This window comes from Sphingomonas sp. GW821-FHT10C01 (genome assembly GCF_059415525.1).
The window spans coordinates 1,014,450-1,033,124 of sequence record NZ_JBWKNK010000001.1 but is presented as its reverse complement, the minus strand read 5'-3'; the positions used below and the strand labels follow the sequence as shown (position 1 = coordinate 1,033,124).

18 protein-coding genes are annotated in these 18,675 nt (G+C 67.3%); 12 read left to right on the top strand and 6 right to left on the bottom strand.

Annotation, left to right across the window (positions count from 1 at the left end):
* Window positions 1–88: 88 nt before the first annotated feature.
* From AC07M1_RS05030 to AC07M1_RS05015, 4 genes are all read left to right on the top strand, one after another.
* Complete coding sequence (locus AC07M1_RS05030) at window positions 89–985, top strand: LysR family transcriptional regulator (RefSeq protein ID WP_495161468.1); 897 nt, start codon at window positions 89–91, stop codon at window positions 983–985.
* A gap of 142 nt (window positions 986–1,127) precedes the next feature.
* Complete coding sequence (locus AC07M1_RS05025) at window positions 1,128–2,345, top strand: FAD-dependent oxidoreductase (protein ID WP_495161467.1); 1,218 nt, start codon at window positions 1,128–1,130, stop codon at window positions 2,343–2,345.
* Window positions 2,346–2,556: 211 nt separating this feature from the next.
* Window positions 2,557–4,287 carry a gamma-glutamyltransferase family protein gene (locus AC07M1_RS05020; protein ID WP_495161466.1) on the top strand — a complete coding sequence of 577 codons (1,731 nt, stop codon included), beginning with the start codon at window positions 2,557–2,559 and terminating at the stop codon, window positions 4,285–4,287.
* A 61-nt stretch (window positions 4,288–4,348) separates the two neighbouring features.
* Entirely contained in the window at window positions 4,349–5,851 is a 1,503-nt protein-coding gene (locus tag AC07M1_RS05015; RefSeq protein ID WP_495161465.1) for a helicase HerA domain-containing protein, read from the top strand.
* 181 nt (window positions 5,852–6,032) lie between these two features.
* On the opposite strand, the gene AC07M1_RS05010 is transcribed toward AC07M1_RS05015, so the two are convergent.
* Window positions 6,033–6,179, bottom strand: a complete 147-nt coding sequence (locus AC07M1_RS05010; protein WP_495161464.1) for a hypothetical protein — start codon at window positions 6,177–6,179, stop codon at window positions 6,033–6,035.
* Window positions 6,180–6,290: 111 nt separating this feature from the next.
* Entirely contained in the window at window positions 6,291–7,052 is a 762-nt protein-coding gene (locus AC07M1_RS05005; RefSeq protein WP_495161463.1) for a TlyA family RNA methyltransferase, read from the bottom strand.
* Window positions 7,053–7,134: 82 nt separating this feature from the next.
* Between AC07M1_RS05005 and AC07M1_RS05000 the strand changes: the two genes are divergently transcribed.
* Window positions 7,135–7,677, top strand: a complete 543-nt coding sequence (locus AC07M1_RS05000; protein ID WP_495161462.1) for a glycoside hydrolase family 108 protein — start codon at window positions 7,135–7,137, stop codon at window positions 7,675–7,677.
* A gap of 45 nt (window positions 7,678–7,722) precedes the next feature.
* Window positions 7,723–8,136, top strand: a complete 414-nt coding sequence (locus AC07M1_RS04995) for a holin family protein (RefSeq protein WP_495161461.1) — start codon at window positions 7,723–7,725, stop codon at window positions 8,134–8,136.
* Between the two features lie 84 nt (window positions 8,137–8,220).
* On the opposite strand, the gene AC07M1_RS04990 is transcribed toward AC07M1_RS04995, so the two are convergent.
* Entirely contained in the window at window positions 8,221–9,375 is a 1,155-nt protein-coding gene (locus AC07M1_RS04990; RefSeq protein ID WP_495161460.1) for a Yip1 family protein, read from the bottom strand.
* Window positions 9,376–9,462: 87 nt separating this feature from the next.
* On the opposite strand from AC07M1_RS04990, the gene hslV reads away from it, so the two are divergent.
* From hslV to AC07M1_RS04965, 5 genes are read left to right on the top strand one after another with little or no spacing between them, the layout of a single operon-like run.
* A complete protein-coding gene (gene hslV / locus AC07M1_RS04985) occupies window positions 9,463–10,014 on the top strand; it encodes an ATP-dependent protease subunit HslV (protein WP_495161459.1) in 552 nt (183 codons plus the stop codon).
* Window positions 10,011–10,394 (top strand): hypothetical protein, encoded by a 384-nt coding sequence (locus AC07M1_RS04980; protein WP_495161458.1) that lies wholly within the window; start codon window positions 10,011–10,013, stop codon window positions 10,392–10,394. The genes hslV and AC07M1_RS04980 overlap by 4 nt, the downstream gene beginning before the upstream one ends.
* Window positions 10,395–10,403: 9 nt before the next feature.
* A complete protein-coding gene (locus AC07M1_RS04975; protein ID WP_495161457.1) occupies window positions 10,404–11,453 on the top strand; it encodes an aldo/keto reductase in 1,050 nt (349 codons plus the stop codon).
* Window positions 11,454–11,476: 23 nt separating this feature from the next.
* Complete coding sequence (hslU, locus tag AC07M1_RS04970) at window positions 11,477–12,769, top strand: ATP-dependent protease ATPase subunit HslU (RefSeq protein ID WP_495161456.1); 1,293 nt, start codon at window positions 11,477–11,479, stop codon at window positions 12,767–12,769.
* A 41-nt stretch (window positions 12,770–12,810) separates the two neighbouring features.
* A complete protein-coding gene (locus AC07M1_RS04965) occupies window positions 12,811–13,830 on the top strand; it encodes a hypothetical protein (protein WP_495161455.1) in 1,020 nt (339 codons plus the stop codon).
* 34 nt (window positions 13,831–13,864) lie between these two features.
* Here AC07M1_RS04965 and AC07M1_RS04960 read toward each other — a convergent pair whose 3' ends face one another.
* Together AC07M1_RS04960 and AC07M1_RS04955 are read right to left on the bottom strand one after the other, a co-directional pair.
* Window positions 13,865–15,904 carry a TonB-dependent receptor family protein gene (locus AC07M1_RS04960; protein WP_495161454.1) on the bottom strand — a complete coding sequence of 680 codons (2,040 nt, stop codon included), beginning with the start codon at window positions 15,902–15,904 and terminating at the stop codon, window positions 13,865–13,867.
* Window positions 15,905–15,969: 65 nt separating this feature from the next.
* The gene (locus AC07M1_RS04955) at window positions 15,970–16,359 is read right to left on the bottom strand and encodes a hypothetical protein (protein WP_495161453.1); all 390 of its coding nucleotides are present in this window, start codon (window positions 16,357–16,359) and stop codon (window positions 15,970–15,972) included.
* Window positions 16,360–16,436: 77 nt separating this feature from the next.
* On the opposite strand from AC07M1_RS04955, the gene AC07M1_RS04950 reads away from it, so the two are divergent.
* Window positions 16,437–17,960, top strand: a complete 1,524-nt coding sequence (locus AC07M1_RS04950) for a fumarate hydratase (RefSeq protein ID WP_495161452.1) — start codon at window positions 16,437–16,439, stop codon at window positions 17,958–17,960.
* Between the two features lie 2 nt (window positions 17,961–17,962).
* Here AC07M1_RS04950 and AC07M1_RS04945 read toward each other — a convergent pair whose 3' ends face one another.
* The gene (locus tag AC07M1_RS04945) at window positions 17,963–18,631 is read right to left on the bottom strand and encodes a TetR/AcrR family transcriptional regulator (RefSeq protein WP_495161451.1); all 669 of its coding nucleotides are present in this window, start codon (window positions 18,629–18,631) and stop codon (window positions 17,963–17,965) included.
* Window positions 18,632–18,675: the final 44 nt, after the last annotated feature.

The window sequence follows — 18,675 nt, the reverse complement described above, 5'->3', positions numbered from 1 at the left end:
GTAACGACATCGGGTTAACGTAGCGTTGGCCAAGCACCCCGCGCGACAAGGTCATTGCCCCGGGCGCCCCCTTGCCTAAGATGGCCGGATGCGTTTCCGTCAGCTCGAAGTCTTCCACGCCGTCTATCTTCACGGCTCGATCAGCGCCGCGGCCCGCGCGCTCGGCGTCTCCCAGCCCTCGGTATCGAAGACGCTGCACCATGCCGAGGACAGTCTCGGCATCCCCCTCTTCCAGCTTTCGCGCGGCCGCCTGATCCCGACCGACGAGGCACATGCGCTGATGCGCGAGGCCGGCGACCTGTTCGAACGGCTCGACACGCTGCAACAGACCGCGCGCAATCTGGCACAGGCTGGCGGCGGGCATATCAGGCTCGGCATCGTCCCCAGCCTCGCGCTCGACATCGTGCCCCAGGCGATGGCGCAGTTCCGCCGCGAATGGCCGCGCGTGACGTTCGAAGTGCACACCCACCATCATGACGACCTTGTCCGCTCGCTGATCGGGCGCGAGATCGATCTCGCCATCGCCTACACTCCGCCCCCGCACCCGCGCCTGACGCGTCAGGTGCTGGCCGAGGGTGAGCTGGTGGTGATGTTCCCCGACGGCATGTTCGCGCCGACCGGCCCGCGCTTCCCGCTCGACCTGCTGGCCGATCGCGACGTGATCGGCGTCGCCGCGACCGGTCCGATCGGCGACGTGCTGACCCGCGCGGCCCGCGAACGCGGCCTCACCTTCCGGGAGACGGTATCGGTCCAGACCTTCTTCATCGCCGCGCGCCTCGCCCAGCTCGAAGGCGGCGTCACCGTGGTCGACGAGTTCACCGCGCGCGCCTGGGCCGCGCCCGGCTTCAAATGGCTGCCCACCGATCCGCCGCTGCGCTTCACCATCTCCTGGACCACGCTCGAGGAACGCCAGCCCTCGCGTGTCGCCCGCCTGTTCCTTCGCACGCTTGAGACCACTCTCAACGACAGCCGTCTCCAGCCATAACCTGTGGCTATGATCCGCTGATCGATTCCCGACTTCGCAGGCACGGGCCGAGCGATCATCCTCTAGTCGCGCAATCACTAGGACGGTTGCGCGGGGGAGTGCGCAACCTGATCCGACCGACCGCCTCGAACCGGTGCATGCAATGAGCCGCCGCGAGGAGATCATCGTCCTCGGCGCCGGTGTCGTCGGCATGGCCACCGCGCTGACGCTCGCCGATCGCGGACATCGCGTCACGGTGGTCGATGGCGCGCGCGGCCCCGGCCTCGGCACCTCGTTCGCCAATGGCGCGCAATTGAGCTTCGCCTATACCGACGCGCTCGCCAGCCCATCGGTGCTCGGACAGATCCCCCGCATCCTGCTCGGCCTCGATCCGGCGCTGCGCGTCCAGCTGCATCTCGATCCCGATTTCCTGCGATGGAGCCTCGCCTTCCTGCGCAATTGCGGCGCGGGCGCGTTCCGCCGCAACACGCTGGCCGGCCTGACCCTCGCCGCCGAATCCCGCAGCGCGCTCCAGGGGCTCACCGAACGCCACGCGCTCGATTACGGCCATGCCACGCCGGGCAAGATCCATATCTATCGCAGCGCCGCTTCATTCGCGGCGGCGGAAGCGGCGGTCGCGCTCAAGCGGGAGGGTGGCGTCACCCAGACACTGCTCGACCCCGACGCCGCGGTCGCGCTCGAACCGATGCTCGCACCCGTCCGGAACGAGATCGCCGGCGCGCTCCACACCGCGGACGAGGCGATCGGCGACCCGCACCGCTTCTGCACCGCTGCACATGAGGCGCTGATCCGCGCCGGCGGTAGTTCGATGTTCGGCTTTTCGGTCGCGCGGATCGATGCGAAAGGCCGCGCGCCCGCAATCATCACCCAATGCGGTAGCCGTGTTCCCGCCGACCGCATCATCCTCGCGGCCGGTCCGGGGGCGCCGCAGCTCGCCCGCACCCTCGGCGCACGGCTCCCGGTCCAGCCGATGAAGGGCTATTCAATCACCGCGCCCACCGGCGCCGCCGCACCCTCGGCCAGCATCACCGACGTCGCCAACCGCGTCGTCTTCGCGCGGTTGGGCAACCGCATGCGGATCGCGGGACTTGCCGAGCTCGGCAAGCGCGACACCGGCGTCGATCCCAAACGGGTTCGCGCCCTCATCGACAGCGCCCGCGCCGCGCTGCCCCAGGCCGCGGACTACGACCATATCGAATCGAGCTGGGCCGGGCTTCGTCCGATGACCCCCGATTCGCTGCCGATCACCCGGGCCATCGCGCCGGGTGTGATCGCCAACACCGGGCATGGCGGGCTCGGCTGGACCTATGCTGCAGGCTCGGCCGAGCGCGTTGCGCAATTGATCGACGGGATGGCCTGATGGTGCGCCGAGATACCACTATCGCCATGATCGAAACCCGGAATATCCAGGCTGTCCGCAATCCGCTTCGCGCTGCAAGGCGTGGGCAGTTGCGACCTTCGACCACCACAAGGTTGCGGCATGTGCGGCAAACGTCCATCGGATCGCAAACCGATGGACGGCGACCGCCTGGCATGCTGACCATCACCCCCGGCGCAAAGGCGATCGAATCATGAAGTTGCAGATGAAGCCCTTCCTTGCCGCGTTTGCGCTCGCCGGTCTCGCCGCCTGCACCCCGCGCGCGGCGCTGCCGCCGACGGCCGCCCCGGTGCCGGTCGCGCCCGTCACGCCGCCCAAGGAACGCCAGGCCTTCGTCGCCGCCGCGCATCCGCTGGCGGTCGAGGCAGGGCTTGAGGTGCTGCGCAAGGGCGGCTCGGCGGTCGATGCCGCGGTCGCGGTTCAGGCGATGCTGAGCCTGGTCGAACCGCAGAGCAGCGGCCTTGGCGGCGGCGCCTTCATGGTCCGCTACGATGCCAAGACCAAGGGGATAACCGTCTATAACGGCCGCGAGACCGCGCCCGCCGGTGCCACCCCCGACATGCTGCTCGGCCCCGACCGTCAGCCGCTCCCCTTCGGTACCGCGGTCGTCTCGGGCCGCGCCACCGGCGTCCCCGGCGTTGTCCGCATGCTCGCCCTCGCTCAGTCGCAGCACGGCAATCTCGCCTGGAAGGATCTGTTCGGCGACGTCGTCCGCACCGCCGATCAGGGATTCACCGTCACCGATCGTCTCGCCGACATGATCGCCAGCCGCGCTCCGCAGGCACGCGGCACCGACGCCGTCGCCTATTTCCGCAACGCGCAGGGCGACCAGATCAAGGCGGGCGATACGCTCCGCAACCCCGCCTACGCCGCCTTCGTCCGCCGCCTCGCCGCGCAGGGGCCCGACGCGATGTACAAGGGAGAGACCGCCCGCCGCATCGTCGAGCGCCTGCGTCAGGGCGAGCTCGCCAGCACGATGACCGAGGCCGATATCGCCGGCTACAAGCCGGAAGTGCGCGACGCGGTGTGCAACCCCTATCGCGTTTATATCCTCTGCGCGCCGCCCCCGCCCTCCTCGGGTGTCGGCCTGCTTCAGTTGATGGCGATGATCGAACGTACCGATATCGGCACGCGCGGCCCCAATGACCCCATTGCCTGGGTCAAATACGCCGAGGCGAGCCGCGTCATGTACGCCGATCGCGACGCCTATGTCGGCGACGTTCCGACCGTTCCGGTCAAGGGCATGCTCGACCCGGCCTATGTCGCCAGCCGCGCGGCCCTGATCGCCGACCGCGCCGGTCCGCCGCCACAGCCCGGCACGCCGCCGGGCGCCGTCACCGCACGCATCGATGCCACCAATGAAGTCGCCGGCACCTCGCACTTCATCGTCATTGATGGTGAGGGCAACGCGGTATCGATGACCACCACGGTCGAAAGCCTGTTCGGTAGCGGCCGCATGGTCGACGGCTTCTTCCTCAATAACCAGATGACCGATTTCTCCTTCGTCCCCGAAGGCCCCAACGCGATCGCGCCGGGCAAACGCCCGCGCTCATCGATGGTGCCGACGATCATCCTCAACCCCGACCGCAGCCTTGCCGGCGCAATCGGCTCGCCCGGCGGCAACGCGATCCTCGCCTATGTGTCCAAGGCGCTGCTCGGCATCGTCGAATGGAACATGCCCGTCGCCGATGCCATCGCCCTGCCCAATCTCGTCGCCCGCGGCTCGAGCTTCAACGGCGAGGCGAGCAAGTTCGCGCCGTCGATCTTCGCTGCGATGGCCGAACGCGGAGTCACCATCCGCGGCGGCTCGGGCGAGAATTCCGGTCTGCACGGCGTAATGCTCCGAAACGGCGGCTTCGACGGCGGCGCCGACCCCCGCCGCGACGGCGTCGCCCGCTCGATCACGCTGCCGCCGCGAAAATAGCGGGGGACAACGGCATCGCGCCCTTGCCCCGACTCCCCCCGATGCGCCAAAGCAGCCCGCAATGACTGCCCGCATCGATATGGGGCTCGACAGCGGCGGCAACCCGGTTGCCGTCGATCTGGAAGAGCTGCTTGCGACCCGTCTGCTCGTTCAGGGCAATTCGGGCTCGGGAAAGTCGCACCTGTTGCGCCGCCTGCTCGAGGGCAGCGCCGGCCATGTCCAGCAGGTAGTGATCGATCCCGAGGGTGACTTCGTCTCTCTCGCCGACGCCTTCGGCCACATCGCGGTCGATGCCGCCGAATATAGCCTGACCGAATTGGGCCGCGTCGCGATGCGCGTCCGTGAGCATCGCGCATCGGTCGTGCTCAACCTCGAGGGGCTCGAGATCGACGGCCAGATGCGCGCCGCCGCCGCTTTCCTCTCCGCGCTGTTCGATGCCCCGCGCGAATTTTGGTACCCGGTGCTCACCGTGGTCGACGAGGCGCAGCTCTTCGCCCCCGCTGCCGCAGGCGAGGTCTCGGAGGAAGCCCGCCGTACCTCACTCGCCGCGATGACCAACCTTATGTGCCGCGGCCGCAAGCGCGGCCTTGCCGGGGTCATCGCCACCCAGCGCCTCGCCAAGCTCGCCAAGAACGTCGCCGCCGAGGCGTCGAACTTCCTGATGGGCCGCACCTTTCTCGACATCGACATGGCGCGTGCCGCCGACCTGCTCGGCATGGAGCGACGTCAGGCCGACACGATCCGCGACCTTGCCCGTGGCGAGTTCCTCGCGCTCGGCCCCGCCATCACCCGCCGCCCGATCAGCGTGCGGATCGGTGAGGTCAAGACCGGATCCAAGGCGGTCAGCCCCAAGCTGATGCCGCTTCCGACCGCCGCGACCGAGGATATGCGCGACATGCTGTTCGCGCCTGGTGCGGAGGACGAGGTTCCACCACCGCCTCCACCGGCACCGGTGCCGATGTCCGATCTGATGCGCAGCATCGCGACCCCCGCCCCCGCGCCGGTTCCCGACATGCCGGTGCTGGAGGAAGGCGAGCAGGAAGAGGTTCGCCGCGCGATCCTGGCCGAGATCGCCGGAGAAGAAAGTCGCCAGCCGCTCCCCGCCATCTTCCAGGATTACACCGTTCGCTGCCGCATGCGCGGCATCGAGCCGAGCATGGACCTCATTGCGTTCCGCTCGGCGCTCGCGCTCGCCCGCGCCGGCATCACCGACGCGGAGGGCTGGGACGAAGTCCTCACCCTCGCCGCCTCGCTGCCCGAGGAGATGCTGACGCCCTTCCTCGGCATCGCCCGCGCCGCCCGCGCGAATGAGCCGTGCCCGTCCGACGCGCAGCTCGCCGCGCTCTACGGCACCAGCTCGCTGGGCCGCGCCAAGCGGATGATGGCGCATATCGAGGAAAAGGGCTTGATCGTCGCTCGCACCGACCTGTCGGGCAAGCGCAGCGTCAGCCTGCCGCACCTCGGCTGGACCACCGCGCCATCGTGGCCCGATCCGTCCAAGCCACCGCCGGTGGGCCGCGCGGTGGTGCGCTCTGCGGAACGACTGCGCAATGGATATGGGTGATCAGGCGCGAAGGATCAGGTATCTCTGACAATGGCCGACGAACCCCTTCCGTCCTGCCACTTCAGCTCCAGAACATAGACGTCCAGGATTAAAAATCCAGGCGATCGCGGCGATAGACGCGAACAGCCCCAGACATCTCAGGACCAAGGCCTTCGGATTCGTCCGACCGGCTCCATTCGCCTCAAGAGCCGAAAAGGGTCACACCCACGAGTATCAGCAGGCCACAGGCGGCGATCGCCTCGACATAGCAGAACATCCGGCTCGGCGCATACGGCTCTGCCGCATCGTCAAATGCGTCGGTTGCCTTATTGTTCAGTACGTTACGCATCTTTCCTCCCCCCAGAGTAGGAAGGATGCTGCCCCCGGTCCTCACATATGTCGAGTCATTGTTTCGTCATGTGACGGATCGTTTCATCATGTGACGGATCGATTGTACCGCCTATGGGCGCTCAGCCAACTCGCCCGCTTGCCCCGCCCGCGCGGCTACCAGAAACTCGACATTCCCCTCCGGCCCGGTGATCGGGCTGCGCGTCACACCCGCGACCGTCCAATCTCCGGACTCGAGCCAGGCGACGACCTCACCGCACACCCGTTCATGCACTGCCGGGTCGCGCACCACGCCGCCCTTGCCCACCTCGTCACGGCCCGCTTCGAACTGCGGCTTGATCAGCGCCACCACCCATGCGCCTTCGCGCACGAAGGCGAAGGGGCGCTCCAACACTTTCGCCAGGCCGATGAAGCTTGCGTCGCACACCACGATATCGACCGGCTCGGGAATATGCGCCGCGGTCAGCACCCGCGCGCTGGTCTGCTCGTGCACCACCACGCGCTCGTCCTGTCGCAGCTTCCAGGCGAGCTGGTTGGTCCCACTATCCACCGCATAGACGCGGGTCGCGCCGCGCGTCAGCAGCACGTCGGTAAAGCCGCCGGTCGATGATCCGACATCGATCGCCACCATCCCCGTCGGGTCGATTCCGAAATGGTCGAGGCCATGTGCCAGCTTGACGCCGCCGCGCGAGACCCAGGGGTGATCCCGCCCCTTCACCTCAAGGGGCGCGTCGGGCGCGATCGGCTGGCCGGGCTTGTCGACACGCTTGTCGCCGCTGAACACCAGCCCGGCCAGGATCAGCGCCTGCGCACGCGTGCGGCTCTCCGCGAGCCCGCGTTCGACGAGCAGCTGATCGGGTCGTGTCTTTGCCATGGGCGGCGCACTACCACAGAAAGCATTTTCCTACAACGAACCATATAGGTTATCATGAGTCGTTCAACAGGAGCGATTTGAAATGACCATCGACCAACTGATCGAGGAGGTGATCGCCCGGGAGGGCGGCTATTCCAACCACCCCGCCGACCGCGGCGGACCGACCCGCTGGGGAATCACCCAGGCGGTCGCGCGCCAGCACGGCTTCACCGGCGACATGCGCGTCTTCCCGCGTGAGGAAGCGGTCGCGATCTACCGGCGCCTCTACTGGTTGCGGCCTCGCATCGCCGACGTGGCGAACCGCGCTCCGGTGCTGGCGGCGGAGCTGTTCGACACCGGAATCAACATGGGCCCGGGGGTCGCCGCGCGCTTTCTCCAGCGCGCGCTCAACGCGCTCAACCGCAATGGGAAGGACTATCCCGACATGGCGGTCGATGGCGTGATCGGCCCCGCCACGCTCGCGGCGCTCACCGCCTTTCTCGACCATCGCGGTCGGCCGGGCGAAGCGGTTCTGATCAAAGCGGTCGAAGCGCTTCAGGGCGAACGCTACCTCACGCTCGCCGAATCCCGACCGGCCAACGAAGCCTTTCTCTACGGCTGGCTGGCAAACCGAATTGGTTCGTAAGTAAAAAAATGAGCCGAGCACCCTTCACTTTGACGAGGACATGACATGAGCATCATCGCAGGCATTATCGGCCCGATCGCGGGCCTGATCGACAAGATCATCCCGGACCCCAAGGCGCGCGACGCGGCCAAGCTCGAGCTGCTCAAGCTCGAGGGCACGCACGAGCTGGAATCGATCCGCACCCAGCTTTCGGCGATCGTCGCTGAAGCACAGTCGACCGATCCCTGGACCAGCCGCGCGCGCCCGAGCTTCCTCTACGTCATGTACGCGCTGCTGCTCTGGGCAATCCCGATGGGGCTGATCGCCGCGGTCCAGCCGGAGATGGCAAAGGGGATCGCGACCGGCATGAACGCCTATCTCGCCGGCATCCCGGAGCCGCTCTACGCGCTCTTCGGCACCGGCTATCTCGGCTACACCGCCGCGCGGCAATGGGGAAAGATCAGGGGCGTGGAAAGATGACGGCGTTGACGGAATGACACGCGTTTCGCGTAACTTCGTCAACTTCGAAGGGGAGCGAGGACCCGCTCCCCTTCGTCGCTGGTATCAATTGGCCAGCGCTTCCAGCTTGCCCGCGTCCACCGCAGCGACCAGCGCCTTCAACGTGCCGATATCGGGCGCCCCGCCCTCGGCCTCGACCAGGAACCGGTCCTTCAGCAGCACGCCATAGCTGCCGCGCCCGTCCTTGTTCCATTTCTCCATCGTGTAGCGGCCGTCGATCAGGCCCGATTTCTCGTAACCCTGATCGTTCTCGCTGCTGGCCTCGACCTTGAACGCGCTCGCCATCGCCGCGAACGCGCCGGCAGCGGCAAGGTCGGCGACCTTCAGCCGCACGCTCTGGCCATTGGCTTCGTACCGCGCCTCGGCCTGCGATCCGCCCATTCCGCCCGCGCTGGCGGTCGAGCTTTCGAGCGCGGTGCGCGTCCAGCCGCCCGCCGATGCCGGCAGCAGCGCCGCGAGCGCCTGTCGGTCGACCGGCGTCGCGGTCTGCGCCCGCTCGGCGGCGGCCTCCATCTTCTTGGACGCCTCTTCCAGCTTGCTGAGGTCGACCTTGCCGACGCCGGGCACGCTGACCTCGCCGCCCATCGTGGCCGAAGTGATCGCTCGCGGCGCCAGCAGGCTGGTCAGCGCGCCCGTGACCACGCTGACCACGAAGAACAACACGATCGCGACGACCACCGTCACGATCGTATAGCCCATCGCCTTGTCCTCGGGCGCCTTCATCAACCGCGGCAGCCCCAGATAGAGGAGATAGAGACTATACAGACCGAGGATGCCGAGAATGCCCAGCGCGGGGATGATCTGGAAGATTCCCGCCAGATAGGCCGCGGTACCGCTGTACGCGGCCACCTTCATCGCCTGCACCGGGTTCTTCTGCCCGCCGAAACTGGGGGCCAGTGCGTCGATGATCTTGGAGAACAGCCATGCGCAGAGCAGTGCCAGCACATAGCTGACTACCGCTCCGGTCACCGCCATGGTCACGCTCGGGCGGATGGTGATGCCGAACATTCCGCCATAGCCAAAGACAAGCCCGCCGATCAGCCCCGCGACTGGCCCGATCGCCGCGAGCGGGACGACCCATCCGGTCATCAGCCCGCCAACGGTCGCCGGCTCGGTATCGATCCGCTCCCATTCCTCCTTGGGTTTCAACAGGATGTTCTTGATACGCTCGATCAGATTGTTCGAAGTTTCGCCGGTCATACCGTGGCCCTCCCCGTTCGTGCTGCCATCGCTATACACGAAAAATCGCGATTGAACCCACGCGACGCACCCCCAATATGCGGCGCCATGAGCGACAAAATGACGTGGCACGGCACAACCATCCTTTCCGTGCGCCGCAATGGCCGAGTAGTGATCGCCGGCGACGGCCAGGTGAGCCAGGGCAGCACCGTGATGAAGCCCAATGCACGCAAGGTCCGCCCGATCGGCGACGGCAGCGTGATCGCGGGTTTCGCCGGCGCCACCGCCGACGCCTTCACCCTGTTCGAACGGCTCGAGGCCAAGCTCGAACGCCATCAGGGCCAGCTGATGCGCGCCGCGGTCGAGCTCGCCAAGGACTGGCGGACCGACAAGTATCTCCGCAATCTCGAGGCGATGCTGATCGTCGCCGACAAGGAAGTGACGCTGATCATCACCGGCAATGGCGACGTGCTTGAGCCCGAGGCCGGCGTGGCCGCGATCGGATCGGGCGGCAACTTCGCCCTCGCTGCCGCACGCGCGCTGGTGGACTATGAACAGGACGCCGAAACGATCTGTCGCAAGGCGATGAAGATTGCCGGCGAGCTGTGCGTCTACACCAACGATCGGCTGACGGTGGAGACGCTGGACAGCGCCACGTGAGCTTCCGGCTCGACTATGATCCCACCCGCAACCTGATGCGCGTCGACATCCGCGATTTCTGGACGGTGGAGACGGTCCACGCCTTTGCCGCCGCTGCCGGCGCCAAGGCGATGGAGGTGCGCGCGATCCGCGACGATTACGACGTGCTGATCGACTCGCGCGCTTTCCCCGTCCAGGCCAACGACGTCGCCGACCTGCTGCCCCGGATCGCCGAGGGCGGCCTAGCCCTTACCTCCGGCCGCGCCGCGTCGGTCGTCGGCAGCCACCTCAACAAGCTTCAGGCCGAACGCACCCAGACCCATCCCCGGCTCAAGATCTTCCTGAAGATGGAAGACGCGCAAGCCTGGCTTGCCGCCGCGCCCGTTCCCACCGCCGCATAGGAGATCGCGATGCTCTATTCCCGCCTCGGCGACAGCGGCCTGATCGTTTCGCGCCTCTCGCTCGGCACCATGACCTTCACCCGTGGCGGCGGCCTCAAGGCCATCGCCAAGACCGACCTCAAGGACGCGGCGGCGCTGGTCGATCACGCGCTCGCGGCCGGGATCAACTTCATCGACACCGCCGACGTCTATTCGGACTTCGAGTCAGAGGAGATGCTGGGCAAGATCGTCGCGGGCCGCCGCGACGAGCTGGTGATCGCGACCAAGGCGGGCTGGCGCACCGGCCAGCCGCTCAACCGCTCGGGCCTGTCCGCCGCCCACCTCCACTGGTCGATCGACCATAGTCTCAAACGGCTCGGCACCGACTATGTCGACGTCTATATCGCGCACCGCGACGACCGGAACACGCCGCTGGAGGAGACGCTCCAGGCGCTCGACGCCATCGTCCGCGCGGGCAAGGCGCGCTATCTCGGGGTATCCAACTGGCCGGCCTGGAAGGTCGCGGCGGCGATGGAGCTGCAGCGCGCCAATGGCTGGGCGCCCTTCACCCATGCCCAGATGCTCTATTCGCTGATGCACCGCGATATCGAGCAGGAATTCCTGCCGATGGCGCGCCGCTACGGCCTCGGTATCACCCCATGGAGCCCGCTCGGCGGCGGCTTCCTGACCGGCAAGTACACGCGCGAGAATGCCGGCGGCGCCGACGACCGGCTCGCCAGCCATGACGACATCCCGCTCGACAAGGAGATGGGCTATCGCCTGATCGACACGATGCGCGGCATCGCCGACGGGCATGGCGTCAGCATCGCCCAGATCGCGCTCGCCTGGTTGCTCAGCAAGGATCAGGTGTCGAGCATCCTGCTTGGCGCGACCAAGCTGCATCAGCTCGACGACAATCTCGCCGCGGTGAACGTCAGGCTGAGCCACGACGAGATCGCCGCGATGGAAAGCATCAGCGCCCAGCGCCGCGCCTATCCGGGCTTCTTCATCGACCGGATCGACCAACCAATCGCCCAGGCACTGGCTGCCCGCCCCGGCGCTCCCTATCTCCCCGAATAACCCTGAGAAACGAACCCCTGAGAATGAACGACAATCTGACTCCCAAGACCATCGTCGCCGCGCTCGACGCGCATATCATCGGCCAGAAGGAAGCCAAGCGCGCGGTCGCCGTCGCGATGCGCAACCGCTGGCGCCGCCAGCAGCTCAAGGCCGATCTGCGCGACGAGGTCACGCCCAAGAACATCCTGATGATCGGGCCGACCGGCTGCGGCAAGACCGAGATCAGCCGCCGCCTCGCCAAGCTCGCCGACGCGCCCTTCGTGAAGGTCGAGGCGACCAAGTTCACCGAGGTCGGCTATGTCGGCCGCGACGTGGAACAGATCGCCCGCGACCTGGTCGAGGAGGCGATCCGGCTGGAGCGCGAACGCCGCCGCACCGCGGTCAAGGACAAGGCCGAGGCCGCGGCGATGACCCGCCTGCTCGATGCCCTCACCGGCAAGGATTCCTCGCAAGCCACCCGCGAAGCGTTCCGCGAGCGCCTCAACGCCGGCCATCTCGACAATAGCGAGATCGAGATCGAGGTCGAAGCCGCCGGCGGCATGCCGTTCGAAATCCCGGGCGCCGGTCCGCAGATGCTCAACCTCGGCGAGATGATGAAGGGCTTTGGCGGCCCGCAATTGAAACGCCGCAAGATGAACGTCCACGCCGCCTGGGCCAAGCTGGTCGAGGAGGAAGCCGACAAGCGCCTCGACCAGGACGACGTCGCCCGCGTCGCGCTCGCCGATGCCGAGGCCAATGGCATCGTCTTCCTCGACGAGATCGACAAGATCGCCGTGAGCGACGTGCGCGGCGGTTCGGTCAGCCGCGAGGGCGTGCAGCGCGACCTGTTGCCGCTGATCGAAGGAACCACGGTCTCGACCAAATACGGGCCGATGAAGACCGACCATATCCTGTTCATCGCGAGCGGCGCTTTCCACGTCGCCAAGCCCAGCGACCTGCTGCCCGAGCTTCAGGGCCGCCTGCCGATCCGCGTCGAATTGAAGGGCCTGACCGAGGACGATTTCGTCTCGATCCTGTCGGACACCAAGGCGTCGCTGCCCGAACAATATAAGGCCCTCATCGGAACCGAGGGCGTGACGATCGATTTCACCGACGACGGCATCCGCGCGATCGCGCGCATCGCCGCCGAGGTGAATGCGGAGGTCGAGAATATCGGTGCCCGCCGCCTGCAGACGGTGATGGAAAAGCTGCTCGAGGAAGTGAGCTTCGATGCCGAGGATCGCAGCGGCGCCTCGCTGGTGGTCGACGCCGCCTATGTCGACGGCCAGCTCGCGAGCATCGCCCGCAACACGGACCTCAGCCGCTACGTGCTGTGACCTTGCTTGCCGCCGCCCCGCCCAGACGGCAGGGTGGCGGCATGCACAAGGGGATCATCGCGCTCGCAGCGTTGCTGCTCGGCTGGACCGGCAATGCCGCCGCGCAGGATCGCCCGCCGTGCCGTGAAGTCGGCGACCTGCCCCATATCGTCATCGACCCGCTGGCCGCGACCCAACTCGCCCAGATCGGCCTCGACCGGGCCGAGATCTTCCAGCGGATGCGAGGGACTTCGATCCCCGAGACGATGGGCTGCTGGGCGATGCCGGTCGGCAATTTCGACAGCCAGCTGGTCTCGGTCGGCATGTCGCAATGGAATTACGGCACCGGCAGCCTCCAGCCCGTGCTGAAGGCATGGCGCGACAGCTTTCGCGGCCGCGGCCGCTTCAAGCGCGAGCTGAAATCACTCGCCCCGACCTACGGCAAGCTGTTCTTCTCGAAGGACTGCCTCGACACTCCGGTCCGCGACAAATGCCGCGCCGCGATCCTCGCCGCACACGGCCCTGACGGCAAGCTCAACCCGACCGCGCTCGCCGAACTCACCCGCATCTTCGAGCATGACGCGATGCTTCAGGTACAGACCGACACCTATGTCGCGCTGCTGCTCGAAGTCCGTGGCGAGCTGTTCCGCCTCTGGCCCACCGGCCCGATCACCCCGCGTAAGGTGCGCTGGGCGATCGACACGCGCGTCCAGCAGAAGACGCTACCCAATGACGAGGACGCCGCCCGCCTGCGCCGCAAGCTCGCCGCCCTACCCATCGCCGAGCGCCCGACCCGGCTCAAGGCGATGCTCGCCTGGTACAAGGGGTTGAGCGAAGCCGTCGACCAGGACGGCGTGTCGCGCGACTATCAGTGGAATGTCGATCAATGGACTTGCCTGATCGACACCGGCCGGGTCGACGACGAGCAGTTCGAGCTGCTCCACCTCACCTACCTGCGCAGCCGCACCGCTATCGGCAATTCGGGCCGCTGGCAGGCGCTGACCTTCTCGCGCCGCGCCAAGATCATCCTCGGCACCGGCAGCGTCAGCGGGGTCAGGGACGGGGGATGCGAACCATCCTAAGCCCCTCCCCTTCAGGGGAGGGGCTTGCCCAGTATCAGAACCGCACGCGCACACCGCCGAACAGCGACCGCCCCTCGCCGGGATAGTAGACCGCCTGGTCGGCGCCATTGGCGTTCACCACCGCCCCGAACTCCGGCACATGCGTCTTGTCGGTCAGGTTGCGCGCATCGGCGAACAGCGTCACGCCGCCAGGCAGGTCGATGCCCGCCGACAGGTGCGCCAGCGCATAGCCCGGTGCCTTCAACGTGTTGCGATAGTCCACCCACATATCCTTGGGCCGCCAGTCGAGCATCGGCTCGATCCACGCGCCCGCGGGGTGCTCATAGCGCAGCGACGTGCGCAGCTGATGCTCGGGCACCACCGGTAGCCGGTTGTCGCCATAGGTCCGGTCGCCGGCGAAGGTGAAGTCCGACCAAGCCCAGGTCTGGCGCAGCCGCAGCAGCGTTCCGCCGCTATCGACGATGCGCCAGTCGACGCTCGCCTCGACACCCTGATGCCGCGTGCGGTCCGCGTTGAACGTCGCCGCCGGGATATTGGGCGAAACGGTGAAGTTGAGCATCTCGCCCCGCACCGCGGCGCGATAGGCGGCCACGTCCCATGAGAAGGCACCGCTCCGTCCGCGCGTCCCGATCTCGACCGTCCAGGCGCGTTGCGGATCGACGGGCACGAAGGCAAAGCCCGAATAGCCCGACTGCGTCAGCGCACCGAAGGCGGGCGGCTCGACCGATTTGGTGACATTGAAATAGACCTGAGTCCCGCCGCGTTCCCACAGCGCACCGAAGCGCGGGGCAAGCCATTCGAAGTCGGTCTCGTCGCCGCGATTGGCCAGACGGTTGGTAAAGTCGCGGCTGGCATGGCCCCAGCTCGCACCCGCGACCAGCGCCAGCGCGTCGGTCACGAAGAACCGCCCCTCGGCGAACAGGTCCAACCCGCTCGCCTTTTGCAGCACGTCGCCCATCTTCATGCCGTTGTTGCCGGCATTGTTGGCGTAGATCTGCTGATCCACCGCGCCGGTGCGGAAGCTCGCGCCGAAGAACAGATCCGCACGATGCCCGCCAATCTCGCCCGACAGGTCGAAGCGGCCGAACGCGCCCTCGGTATGGATGTCCTGCTCGATCACGATGGGGATGGGGTGGCGCAGGTCGGTGCCGGTGGCATAGACCCCGCCCTCGAACACCAGCCCCTCGGACAGGCGCAGCCGGGTCTGCAGCGTCACGCGCCGCACATCCTGATCGCGCGACCAGCGGCCCGCCAACGCCGCCGCGCTCGCCTGGCGCGGGTTGGCGCGTGTCTGCGCCAGCGTCAGCGTGCCGGGCACGCCCTGCTCGATCGTCGCGGCGGTGGCGATCAGCCGGATCTCACTATCCTCGCCCAGCCGGTAGCCGAGGTTGATCGTGCCGCGTAGCTGCTCGCTATCGGATCGCTCGCGATAGCCATCGGCCTTATAGCCGTTGATCGAGCCATAGAGGTCGAACTTGCCGATCACCCCGCCCGCCGCGGCCTGGCCGCGCCAGCTGTCATAGCTTCCGCCCTCCGCGCGGAGCAGCAGCGTGGAGGGCACGGTGCGGCCATTGGTGGTGACCAGGTTCACCGCCCCACCCAGCTGCGCCCCGCCGAAGCGCAGCGCGTTGCCGCCCTTGTACACCTCGACCAGCCGCGCGGTGAGCACGTCGACCTTCTGGAAGTCCGAGAACCCGTCGGCATCGGCGAACGACACGCCATTCTCCGCGATCAGCACGCCGCGCTGGTGGAACCCCTGCCCGATCCCCGATCCGCGGATCGACAGGCGCGATTCCTCGCCATAGCGCTTGTTGGCGAGCACGCCGGGCACGTCGCGCAGGATGTCGGGCATGCCGATCGCGAGGCGATCCTCGAACGTCTCGGCCGCGACCACCGCGACCGCGCCCGGGGTGCGCGACAGCCGCTCGCGGGCTTCGGCGACCACGGGCGGGTCGTCGGGGTTGGCCTTGCCGGTCACGATGATCTCGGGCTCGCGACCCTGCGGGTCTTCGGCAAGAGCGGGCGCGGCAAGGCAAGTGGCGGCGAGCAGCGCCGCCGCGATATGGTTCTTCATGTTGAATAGTCCTGATCGGCGCGCGGCACCTGCCACGCGCACGTTTCGTCAATTGGGCGAAAGGATCAGGCGGTGCGCGGCGGCCCGCGCAACGGCGGCCTCAAATACGGGATGCGCGCCAGCAACGGCGCCGGAACGGCGGCAAAGCCAAGCGCAAGGATGAAGACCAGCGCCGCCGCCAGCAACACCGGGTCGGCGCCCGGCAGCCACGCCAGCCCCAGCCCCGCGAAGGCGCAAGGCTGGTCCATCTTGGCGCCGTCTTCGGACTTGGCCGGAATCCCCGGCACGTCGATCGCGACATGCTGCGGGCCGAACTCGGTACAGACCAGCACCATCATCTGCCCCGGCACCGCGACGGGCATGAACCCCGCCGGCACCACCACCTTCATCGCCAATGCCAGCGCGATCAGCGCGGCGGCGATGCGGGGGTGGTCGAGGATCAGGCGCCGGAACACGCCGCGCGGTTAGCGGGTGGCGCCCGGCCTGTCATCCGCTAAAGGGTCCCGCAAAACAGACATGCAGGGACATGCACATGACCGTCACGATCAAGGCCGCCGATCTGATCGACAGCGTCGCCGACGCGCTTCAGTTCATCAGCTACTATCACCCGATGGACTATATCCGCGCGCTGGGCACGGCCTATGAAGCCGAACAGTCGTCCGCCGCCAAGGATGCGATCGCCCAGATCCTGACCAACAGCCGCATGTGCGCCGAGGGGCATCGCCCGATCTGCCAGGACACCGGCATCGTCAACGTGTTCGTGAAATGGGGCATGGACTGCCGCCTCGACGACACCTCGCGCAGCCTGCAGGAGGTGATCGATGAGGGCGTGCGCCGCGCGTACCTGCACCCTGAGAACAAGCTGCGCGCCTCGGTCCTCGCCGATCCCGCCTTCACCCGCCGCAACACCCGCGACAACACGCCGTGCGTGCTGCATGTCGAGATGGTCGCGGGCGATCATGTCCATGTCGACGTCGCGGCCAAGGGCGGCGGATCGGAGAACAAGTCCAAGTTCAAGATGATGAACCCGTCGGACTCGATCGTCGACTGGGTGATCGAGATGCTGCCGCAAATGGGTGCCGGCTGGTGCCCGCCGGGCATGCTCGGCATCGGCATCGGCGGCACCGCCGAGCATTGCGTCCTCCTCGCCAAGAAGGCGCTGATGGAGCAGATCGACATGGCCAGCCTCAAGCGGCGCGGCCCGCAGAACGATATCGAGGCGCTGCGCATCGAGATCTTCGACAAGGTCAACGCGCTCGGCATCGGGGCGCAGGGGTTGGGCGGCCTCGCCACCATCCTCGACGTCAAGATCATGGACGCGCCGTGCCACGCCGCGGGCAAGCCGGTGGCGATGATCCCCAACTGCGCCGCCACCCGCCACGCGCATTTCAGCCTCGACGGCTCCGGCCCGGCCTATCTCGAGGCGCCCAAGCTCGACGAATGGCCCGACGTCAACTGGGCGCCGGACAAGGCGGCGATCCGCGTCGATCTCGACGCGCTGACGCCTGAAGTGGTCCAGTCGTGGAAGCAGGGCGATCGGCTGCTGCTCAACGGCAAGATGCTCACCGGCCGCGACGCCGCGCACAAGCGCATCGCCGACATGCTGGCGGCGGGTCAGGCGCTGCCCGTCGAGTTCAAGGGCCGCGTCATCTATTATGTCGGCCCGGTCGATCCGGTGGGTGAGGAAGTGGTCGGCCCCGCCGGCCCCACCACCGCCACGCGCATGGACAAGTTCACCCGCATGATGCTCGATCAGGGCCTGCTCGCGATGGTCGGCAAGGCCGAACGCGGCCCGGCGGCAACCGATGCGATCCGCGACGCGAAGAGCGCCTATCTGATGGCCGTCGGCGGCGCCGCCTATCTGGTGGCGCGCGCGATCAAGGGCAGCAAGGTCGTCGGCTTCGAGGATCTCGGCATGGAAGCGATCTACGAGTTCGAGGTGCAGGACTTCCCGGTCACCGTCGCGGTGGATGCCGAGGGCAATAATGTCCACCAGCTCGCCCCGCTGGTCTGGAAGGAAAAGATCGCGAAGGAGCGGCTGCTCGAAGGCGCTTGAGTTCAGGCTCCGAAGGCGGCCTTGATCATCTCGCGATAGAGTCGGACCTGCCGGCCCAGCAGCGCGGGTTCGTCCAGGGCCCGTGCGACGATGATCGCGCCTTCGACCATCGTCGTGAAACCGTCGGCCAGCGCCTCGCGATCGATGGGGCGGGCGGGCGGATGCCCCGCCTCCGCCTCCTCCAGCCAGGCAGTGAAGCGCCCGCGCCATTCCAGCACCGCGTCGGCGTTCATCCGCCGCACTTCGGTATCGAACATCTGGTCCTGATAGGTGATCGCCGCGACCAGGCAGCCGGGATGCTGGTCGGGCATCGCGTCGAGCATTTCGGCATAGAGGTTGAGGAAGATCAGCAGGCTGTGCAGCGGATCGTCGCTCAGCGCCCGGGCGCGGGCGGTCATCGCGTCCATGATCTCGCGATCCTCGGTCACGAACCGCTCGAGCAGGGTCCGGGCAAGCTCGTTCTTGTCGCGAAAGTGATAGAAAAAGCCGCTCTTGGTGATCCGCGCGGCCTCGACCAGTTCCTCGATCGACGTGCTGGCAAAGCCCTTCCGCACGATCGAGTCATAGGCGATGTCGAGCAGCCGCTCGCGGGTCCGCGCGCCCTTGCCCGCGGCATCCGCCTTCGCGGACTGTACCGCCAGTACGGTTTTCTCCGTCGCCGCTTCCGCCATGACTTGCCCTTCCAGCGCCCAACTCCGTGAGAATACGCGCGAAA

Bases quoted from the DNA above. Each gene is read 5' to 3' on its own strand.
- AC07M1_RS04945 (WP_495161451.1), bottom strand. From the start codon at position 18,631: ATGGCGGAAGCGGCGACGGAGAAAACCGTACTGGCGGTACAGTCCGCG.
- AC07M1_RS05005 (WP_495161463.1), bottom strand. From the start codon at position 7,052: ATGGCAAAGACACGACCCGATCAGCTGCTCGTCGAACGCGGGCTCGCG.
- AC07M1_RS05000 (WP_495161462.1), top strand. From the start codon at position 7,135: ATGACCATCGACCAACTGATCGAGGAGGTGATCGCCCGGGAGGGCGGC.
- AC07M1_RS05015 (WP_495161465.1), top strand. From the start codon at position 4,349: ATGACTGCCCGCATCGATATGGGGCTCGACAGCGGCGGCAACCCGGTT.
- hslU (WP_495161456.1), top strand. From the start codon at position 11,477: ATGAACGACAATCTGACTCCCAAGACCATCGTCGCCGCGCTCGACGCG.
- AC07M1_RS04960 (WP_495161454.1), bottom strand. From the start codon at position 15,904: ATGAAGAACCATATCGCGGCGGCGCTGCTCGCCGCCACTTGCCTTGCC.
- AC07M1_RS04990 (WP_495161460.1), bottom strand. From the start codon at position 9,375: ATGACCGGCGAAACTTCGAACAATCTGATCGAGCGTATCAAGAACATC.
- AC07M1_RS04950 (WP_495161452.1), top strand. From the start codon at position 16,437: ATGACCGTCACGATCAAGGCCGCCGATCTGATCGACAGCGTCGCCGAC.
- AC07M1_RS05010 (WP_495161464.1), bottom strand. From the start codon at position 6,179: ATGCGTAACGTACTGAACAATAAGGCAACCGACGCATTTGACGATGCG.
- AC07M1_RS05030 (WP_495161468.1), top strand. From the start codon at position 89: ATGCGTTTCCGTCAGCTCGAAGTCTTCCACGCCGTCTATCTTCACGGC.
- hslV (WP_495161459.1), top strand. From the start codon at position 9,463: ATGAGCGACAAAATGACGTGGCACGGCACAACCATCCTTTCCGTGCGC.
- AC07M1_RS04995 (WP_495161461.1), top strand. From the start codon at position 7,723: ATGAGCATCATCGCAGGCATTATCGGCCCGATCGCGGGCCTGATCGAC.
- AC07M1_RS05025 (WP_495161467.1), top strand. From the start codon at position 1,128: ATGAGCCGCCGCGAGGAGATCATCGTCCTCGGCGCCGGTGTCGTCGGC.
- AC07M1_RS04975 (WP_495161457.1), top strand. From the start codon at position 10,404: ATGCTCTATTCCCGCCTCGGCGACAGCGGCCTGATCGTTTCGCGCCTC.
- AC07M1_RS05020 (WP_495161466.1), top strand. From the start codon at position 2,557: ATGAAGTTGCAGATGAAGCCCTTCCTTGCCGCGTTTGCGCTCGCCGGT.
- AC07M1_RS04965 (WP_495161455.1), top strand. From the start codon at position 12,811: ATGCACAAGGGGATCATCGCGCTCGCAGCGTTGCTGCTCGGCTGGACC.